Source organism: Selenomonas sp. oral taxon 138 str. F0429 (assembly GCF_000318175.2).
Lineage (GTDB): Bacteria > Bacillota > Negativicutes > Selenomonadales > Selenomonadaceae > Centipeda > Centipeda timonae.
The window spans coordinates 19,418-27,444 of record NZ_KB290949.1 but is presented as its reverse complement, the minus strand read 5'-3'; the positions used below and the strand labels follow the sequence as shown (position 1 = coordinate 27,444).

6 protein-coding genes and 1 pseudogene are annotated in these 8,027 nt (G+C 51.0%); all 7 read left to right on the top strand.

Annotated elements, in window-relative coordinates; translation table 11 throughout:
* On the top strand, positions 1-110 hold a 110-nt coding region (locus HMPREF9163_RS12570), incomplete at its 5' end, for an ssDNA-binding protein (protein WP_009441570.1).
* Positions 111-177: 67 nt separating this feature from the next.
* Positions 178-3,045, top strand: coding sequence for a DNA polymerase (locus tag HMPREF9163_RS09550; protein ID WP_009441569.1), 2,868 nt, complete (start codon positions 178-180; stop codon positions 3,043-3,045).
* 55 nt (positions 3,046-3,100) lie between these two features.
* Positions 3,101-3,496 carry a hypothetical protein gene (locus tag HMPREF9163_RS11840; RefSeq protein ID WP_009441568.1) on the top strand — a complete coding sequence of 132 codons (396 nt, stop codon included), beginning with the start codon at positions 3,101-3,103 and terminating at the stop codon, positions 3,494-3,496.
* Complete coding sequence (locus tag HMPREF9163_RS12210; protein ID WP_198142779.1) at positions 3,489-3,659, top strand: SHOCT domain-containing protein; 171 nt, start codon at positions 3,489-3,491, stop codon at positions 3,657-3,659. Before HMPREF9163_RS11840 ends, HMPREF9163_RS12210 begins: the two co-directional genes overlap by 8 nt.
* Before the next feature lie 49 nt (positions 3,660-3,708).
* Positions 3,709-5,376 carry a recombinase family protein gene (locus HMPREF9163_RS09540; RefSeq protein ID WP_009441566.1) on the top strand — a complete coding sequence of 556 codons (1,668 nt, stop codon included), beginning with the start codon at positions 3,709-3,711 and terminating at the stop codon, positions 5,374-5,376.
* Positions 5,339-6,913: a recombinase family protein gene (locus HMPREF9163_RS09535; RefSeq protein ID WP_009441565.1), complete on the top strand. Its 1,575-nt coding sequence runs from the start codon at positions 5,339-5,341 to the stop codon at positions 6,911-6,913. The genes HMPREF9163_RS09540 and HMPREF9163_RS09535 overlap by 38 nt, the downstream gene beginning before the upstream one ends.
* 132 nt (positions 6,914-7,045) lie before the next feature.
* Positions 7,046-8,027: pseudogene (locus HMPREF9163_RS09530) on the top strand (recombinase family protein); the annotation flags it as partial.

The window sequence follows — 8,027 nt, the reverse complement described above, 5'->3', positions numbered from 1 at the left end:
TCGCTTGCGGGCTGAACAACCTGCAGAAGATTTCTGACGGTGAGCCACTCGGGGGCAAGACTCGCGCCGAGGATGACTTCGCAGACGAAGACGAGGATTTTCTCAGCTAAATAACGGCTGACAGACATGGGCAGCGGGGATTCTTCCTCGCTGTCTTTTCGTAGAAGGAGAACATACATGAAGTCCATTTCTATCGATCTCGAAACGCGAAGCAGTGTGGATATTGGGAAAAGTGGCGTATATCGTTACACCGAGGCAGAGGATTTCGCGATCCTGCTCTTTGGATATTCCGTGGACGGAGGCACAGTGCAGGTCATCGACCTTACCAGTGGGGAACAGATTCCGCAGGAGATTCTGGACGCGCTGACCGATGAGAGCATCATCAAGTGGGCGTTTAATGCCAACTTTGAGCGTGTGTGCCTGTCGCGCTACTTGTCGGATTTGGGGATAGCCCTCGATCCGTCCCGCGACAATCATCCGCTCTCTGTTGAGTGCGCTCGCTTTCTGAGTCCTCGTAGCTGGCGATGCACAATGGTCTGGTCTGCCTATATGGGACTGCCGCTCTCACTTGCCGCCGTCGGACGGGTGCTTGGACTGGAAGAGCAGAAAATGACGGAGGGCAAGGCTCTCATCCGTTATTTTTCAACGCCTCCGTTCCACGAACCCACAGGCGAGAAGTGGGAACTGTTCAAGTCCTATAACCGGCGCGATGTCGAAGTGGAGATGGCGATTCAGCAACGGCTCTCCAAATATCCTGTTCCTCCGTCGGTGTGGGAAGAATATGTACTCGACCAGGAAATAAATGACCGTGGGATACGTTTGGATATGCCGTTCGTGGAGAATGCCGTCCAGATCAACGCGCTCACCAAGGAAAAACTGACGGGCAGGCTGAAAGCTTTGACCGCGCTTGAAAATCCGAACAGCGTAGCGCAGATGAAGGCGTGGCTCAAGGAACGTGGTGTTGCAACGGAATCGCTCGACAAGAAGTCTGTGACGGCTTTGATCACGACTGTCCAGTCTCCTATCTCCGATGTGTTGATGCTTCGGCAGCAGCTTGCAAAGTCTTCGGTGAAGAAATATCAGGCGATGCAGAATACCCTTTGCTCGGATGGTCGTGTGCGGGGAATGTTCCAGTTCTATGGCGCAAACCGTACCGGGCGTTGGTGTCTTACTAGTGACCACGAGGTATTAACAAAAGAGGGATGGATACGCTTAGACAAGTGGAATGGCGGTCATATTGCGGTTTGGAACGCAAATAATGAGATGGTTTCATTCCAGTCGGCAAAGGCTCTATGTTTCGAATACAGTGGGAAAATGTATACATATCGTGATACCCGTATCGACCAATGCAGCACTCCGGATCACAAAATGCGTGTGCAGCGTCGCTATGGCTCTGCGTGGGAAGATATGACGGTTGAGGAAATGTCAAAGTGCCGTCCTGCCATTCCCATCCATGGTTATCGCTATCATCGTGGTTGCGCAAATCCAACTTGGCTTCGTGTTTTGATTATGACGCAAGCAGATGGATTCTATACATCCGATGGAAGCGTCAGATTCAACTTCAAGAAAGAGCGAAAAATTGCTCGTTGCAAAATGCTGCTCCGCAGGGCTGAAATTATGTTTGCCGTACATACATATAAGGATGTCACGAATATCACCATCCCAGCAAGGAATGTTCCCCTTTGGCCGCGGCAGTTCAGAACGAAGACTTTCGGATTCTGGCTTCTTGATGAGAATCCCGACATATTTTTTGACGAATTGCCGCACTGGGATGGTTACTGCCCAGCACCGAACAGCATTCAATACAGTACTTGCAATAAGCAGAATGCCGATATTGTTCAAGCTTTGGCACATATGAGCGGCAGGGCTGCAGTGATAAAACTTAAACACCGTAATCTTGAAAAGCACCCCAACTGGAATCAGGCATATGTAGTAGATATTTGGCTAACGCCTAAGAATTGCCACGAAATAAGGATCAAGCCCGAAGTATCTGATTTCAGTGGATCGGTATATTGTGCCGAAACACCAACAGGATATTTTCTCGTGAGGAGAAATGGAAAAGTTTGGATTACAGGAAACAGTGGACGCCACATTCAATTACAAAATCTTCCTCAGAACCATCTCGCCGACCTTGAGTGCGCTCGTGCCCTCGTGCGGCAGGGAAATTATGATGCACTGGAACTCCTCTACGACTCCGTTCCCGATGTCCTGTCACAGCTGATTCGTACTGCCTTTATCCCGAAGGAGGGCAGAAAATTCATCGTCGCCGACTTCTCTACCATCGAAGCACGGGTGCTGTCATGGCTTGCCAAGGAGCGATGGCGCATGGATGTATTCGCTGATGACGGCGACATCTACTGCGCCACAGCGGGAAGGATGTTTCACTGCAATGTGGTGAAACATGGTGAGAACGGGCATCTCAGACAGTACGGTAAACTAGCGGAATTGTCGAGTGGATACGGCGGCTCCGTTGGTGCACTGAAGGCATTCGGCGCATTGGAGTCCGGGATGAAGGAAGAGGAACTGAAGCCGCTCGTGGATGCGTGGCGTGCAGCAAATCCGAACATCGTGGATTTCTGGTGGGCGGTGGATCGCGCGGCAAAGGGCTGTATCAAGGAACGTAGCACGAAGGTCACGCACGGCATCCGGTTCATCTATCGGGGCGGCATGATGTTCATCGAACTTCCGAGCGGGCGCAGACTCTCCTATGTAAAACCGCGCATCGGAGAGAATCAGTTCGGTGGCGAATCCATTACCTACATGGGACTGAATCTCTCGAAAAAGTGGGTACGGATTGAATCCTACGGCCCGAAGCTCGTGGAAAACATCACACAGGCCATCAGCCGTGACCTCCTCTGCTACGCCATGCAGACGTTGCGGAGCATGGAGATTGTCGCTCATGTCCATGACGAAATCATTATCGAATGTGATGAGCGCGTCTCCCTTTCTGCTGTTTGTGAGCAGATGGCGCGAACCCCGCCATGGGCAGACGGGCTCCTGCTTCGCGCCGATGGTTTTGAATGTAATTTCTATCAGAAAGACTAAAAAACGTCCTTTTTCACCTCCTGCCAAGGCTACCTTGCAGGAGGTGTTTTTTGCTATGACAGAAGAACAGAAACAACAAATCCACGTGCTGCGCAGAGATGGCCTCGGATATAAAAAGATTGCCCTGCTGATGGGCATATCTGTCAATACGGTGAAGTCCTTTTGTCGAAACAACGAACTGACGGGGAATCGTTCATTTGCTGTGTGCCTTGCTTGCGGTAAGCCGCTTGTGCAGATACCGAAGAGAAAGAAAAGGAAGTTCTGTTCGGTTCAGTGTCGGGAGATGTGGTGGAGCAGGAATCGTGACAAAGGGAATAAGCCGACAGGCGAAACCTATCGCTGCGCTCATTGCGGCAGGACATTTTCTGCCTATCGGCGTGAGCACAGGAAGTATTGCTCCCGTGCCTGTTATGTCGCAGAGCGGTTTCAAGGTGGTGGTATCCATGCGTAAAGACCAGTACCGCGCGGATATGCTCTACCACATGTCGCTCTCCGTTGCAAAGACCATGCGGGCAAAGGGGCTCATCACAGCGGATGAGTATGCTGAAATCGACACCATGCTCCTTGCAAAATATCAGCCGTATCTTGGTCGGCTTATCTCGGAAAATGCTTGATAAATCCGCTTCACAGAGCAATATATAGGATGGAAAGGAGGATGATAGAGTGCCTGAGGTAAGAAAAATCGAGCCCGTTGTTACTGCCCTGAAGCAGAGAAAGCGTGTAGCGGCGTATGCCCGTATCTCGATGGAATCGGATCGGCTGAACCACTCGCTTTCCGCGCAGATCAGCTATTTCAGTGAACTTATCCAAAGGAATCCTGAATGGATTTATGTCGGCGTTTATGCCGACAGCGGAATCTCCGGCGGCGACATACGGCACAGGGCAGAATTTCAGCGCCTCATCGATGACTGCAATGCCGGCCGAATCGACATTGTTCTCTGCAAGAGCATTTCACGGTTTGCCCGCAGCACGGTTGATCTATTGGAAACCGTGCGCCATCTAAAATCCATCGGCGTAGAAGTGTGGTTCGAGAAGGAGAATATACATACTCTCTCGTCTGACGGTGAACTTTTACTCAGCATTTTGGCAGGCTTTGCGGAAGAGGAAAGCCGCAGTCAGTCCGAGAATGCCAAATGGGCGATCCGGAAGAAATTCGAGCGAGGGAAGCAATGGCATGTCGCAGCTTACGGTTATCGTTGGAACGGAGAAACCTTCGTTGTCTGTGAGGAGGAGGCAGAGGCTGTCCGTGTCATATTCGATAACTTCCTAAAGGATGTCCCTCTTGGGCGCACAGCAAAATGGCTCAAGGAGAACGGACATGCCTGTTCGATACCGTTCATTCACTATGTTTTGGAGAATCCGGTTTACATCGGCGATGTCATCCTTCAGCGGTATTTTACGGAGAATCCTCGGACGCACAAAATTTTCAAGAACACAGGGCAGCTTCCGCGCTACCTCGTCACCGATAATCACGAACCGATCATCGAGCGCGAGACGTTCGAGAAGGTACAGGAGAAAATCAAGGCGAGCTATGAGTTCAATCCTGCGGCACATCGCATTGTAAAGCCGAGTTGTTTCTCGGCAAAAATCATCTGCAGCAAATGCGGCGCACATTTCGTCAAGGGCGTGACCAAAACCAACAGGCATGACGGCTTGCAGGAGCATTGGTTTTGCTACGGCAAAATTCATAAGCGAATGTGCGATGCAAGGAACATCCGTGGGTATCGGCTGTGGGAGGCATGTCGTGAGGTTCTGGGGTTATCCGAATTTGATGAGGATGTGTTTGCCAAGACCGTGGAGAAGATTCTCACCACCGATACGGACAGTCTCGTCTTCCATTTTTATGATGGCACGGTGAAAACCGTCCACATCCATTATTTCAGTCAGGACGAGAAGAAATACACCGACCCGCACAGAAAGCCCTTCGGCTACACATGGAGCCAAAACGGTTATGTGATTGTTCCAAAAGAGGCAGAAGCCGTGCAGTTGGTGTATCAATACTATGCCGAGGGATGGAACATCTCCGACATTTCGCGTGAACTCGAATCCAAGGGCTATCAGAGCATTCGGGGCAGATTTTCCCGCCGTGTGGTAACAACCGTTCTCGACAGCGATTTCTACATCGGCAATCGAACCATTAAGGGACAGTTTACGGAAAGTGGTGTGGATGAGGTTATCGAGAATGACCACGCACCGATTGTCAGCAAAGAACTGTTCGATACCGTCCAAAAGCGGCGGACGGTTGAACTGAAAAAGCAGGAACGGCGCATTGCAACAAGGAGGCGAATAGACAATGAGAAGCGTAACGGTCATCCCCGCCAGCGTCAATAAATTCTCGGCGCAGCCCTTATCTGCCACAGAAAAGCGTAAAGTTGCGGCGTATGCGCGGGTTTCTACGGATGAGGAGGAACAGCAGACCAGCTATGCCGCCCAATGTGATTACTACGAGCGGTACATCAAGAGCCGTGCAGATTGGGCGTTCGTCAAGGTATACGCCGATGAAGGAATCAGCGGCTGCAATACCCGGAAGCGCGAGGCGTTCAAGGCGATGGTGCAGGATGCCCTGGACGGCAAAATCCAACTGATTCTCACGAAATCTGTGTCGCGCTTTGCGAGAAACACCGTGGACAGCCTCACAACCATACGAAAACTGAAAGAGCATGGCGTGGAGGTTTGGTTCGAGAAAGAGAACCTTAAAACGTTTGATCCCAAAGTGGAAATGCTATTGACCATTTTAGCGAGTCTCAGTCAGGAGGAATCCCGCTCCATTTCCGAGAATGTGAATTGGGGCATCCGAAAGAAAATGGCAGATGGGAAATTCAGCCTCAGCTACAGTCGATTCCTCGGCTATGATAGAGGAGAGGGGGGAACGCTTGTCATCAACGAGGAAGAGGCAAAGGTGATCCGCAGGATTTATGCGCTCTACATCAAGGGAATGTCTCCTTACGGCATAGCGAAAGTGCTGACCGAGGAAGGCATCAAAACGCCCAGTGGAAAAACCCGGTGGAGTGACAGTACCGTGAGCAGCATCCTTCGTAACGAGAAATACTGCGGGCGGGCACTGCTTCAAAAGACATTTACCCCAGATTTTCTGACCAAGAAAACCGTCAAGAATACGGGGCAAGTTCCCAGTTACTTTGTGGAACACAGTCATGCGCCGATCATCGACCCGGATGTTTACGACATGGTGCAGCGGATGATGGAGGGGCGCAAGCGGGGGAGGGACAGAATCAGCTCCGTCAGCATTTTCTCAAGCAAACTCAGATGCGGTGACTGCGGTTCTTGGTACGGCTCGAAAACGTGGCACTCCACGGATAAGTACAAACGGGTTATTTGGCAATGCAATCACAAGTTTCGTGGCACGAAATGCAGCACGCCGCATTTTTCCGAGGATGAGATCAAGGAACTGTTCGTTTGTGCCGTCAATCTGCTGCTTGCCGAAAAAGAGGAGATGATCTCTACCTACGAAATGATGCGGGAAAAGCTGTTCTCCACCACGGCACTTGTCGAGGAGCGCAGGGCACTGGAAAATGAACTGAATGTCACGGCAAGACTGGTGGAGTACTGCATTAAGGAAAATGCCCGTATTGCCCAAGACCAGACGGCATACGAGGAACGCTACCAAAGCCTTGTCGAGCGGTACGAAAGCGCAAAGAAGCGGTATGATGAGATCGTCGAACAGATAAGCGACCAAACAGTCCGTGGCGAGCAAGTTTCCATTTTTCTGGAAAAACTGAGAGAACAGGATTTAATCGACACGTTCGATGACGACCTCTGGCTCTCGATGGTGGATTTCATCACCGTGCACGATAAGAGCAAAGTAACCGTCACGTTCAAGGACGGGAGCGAGATAAAACTGGACAGATAAACGACGAGCGGGAGCCGGTAAGACAGCCGACGCCCGCTCTCTTTGTATTTTGACACCCTGAAAAATGTCAGAGTACAGGAAAAATGTAAGGGTTCAAAGGAAAAATGTTGTTGTATCAAAGTAACCGTGCAGGGGGAACTCCTCTTGACGCTGCTCGCATCCTTTGCCCAAGAGGAGAGCAGAAGCATCGGCGACAACATTCGGTGGGGTGTGCGGAGACGATTCGCTGAGGGGATTCCGAACGGGAATAAAGCACCTTACGGCTACACATGGGACGGAGAGATGTTCCGCATTGTTCCTGCCGAGGGCAAGATCGTCAAGGAGATTTTCCGTAGATACCTTGCAGGAGAATCTGCCTATTTCATCGCAAAGACACTCGCGGGACACGGAATCATGGGACGGCAGGGGAGACCAATCGAGCAGACCACAGTAAAGGATATTCTCTCCAACATCTCATACACTGGAACAATGGCACTGCAGAAAAACTACATCAGCGAGGGGCATATCCGCAAAAGGAATAAGGGAGAATTTCCTCTTTATCTCGTGGATGGAGTGTTTGAGCCGTTCGTGAGCAAGGATGACTTCGATAAGGCACAGGAGATACGGCAACGGAGAGCCGCGCAGTCCGGCAATCGGAATTCTGTACGGATGCCATTCTCGGGAATAGTAAAATGCGGGTGCTGCGGAAGCGGATTCAGCAGAAGAACCGCCGGGAAGTACAGGCGATGGGGCTGCAACACAAGAGAGCGGAAAGGCAGCACTGCTTGTGACAGCCGTCCAATCAAGGAAGAGGAGCTTGTCGCTGTGGTCAGAACCGTCATGGAAAAAGATGATTTTGATACTGCGGAACTCAGGCGTAAGGTGTCCAAGATCGTCATTTACGGTGACTGTGTGGAACTTCACCTAACCAATGGCCGCATAAAAAAGATTGCCCGCATCTATAACGGGCAGCGTGGCAGCAATCCATTCACGAATAAAGTGTACTGTGCCTCCTGCGGAAGCAAGTGTGAGCGTGACACTTGGACGCAGGGAACTAAGGTGTGGTCTTGCAGTCAGCCGCGTACGAAATGCCGACTGAAGCGGCTGCCCGAATCCGAACTCAAGGAAGCAACAG

Excerpts from the sequence above, each read along its gene's own strand:
- HMPREF9163_RS09550 (WP_009441569.1), top strand. The coding sequence starts at position 178 with ATGAAGTCCATTTCTATCGATCTCGAAACGCGAAGCAGTGTGGATATT.
- HMPREF9163_RS11840 (WP_009441568.1), top strand. The coding sequence starts at position 3,101 with ATGACAGAAGAACAGAAACAACAAATCCACGTGCTGCGCAGAGATGGC.
- HMPREF9163_RS12210 (WP_198142779.1), top strand. The coding sequence starts at position 3,489 with ATGCGTAAAGACCAGTACCGCGCGGATATGCTCTACCACATGTCGCTC.
- HMPREF9163_RS09535 (WP_009441565.1), top strand. The coding sequence starts at position 5,339 with ATGAGAAGCGTAACGGTCATCCCCGCCAGCGTCAATAAATTCTCGGCG.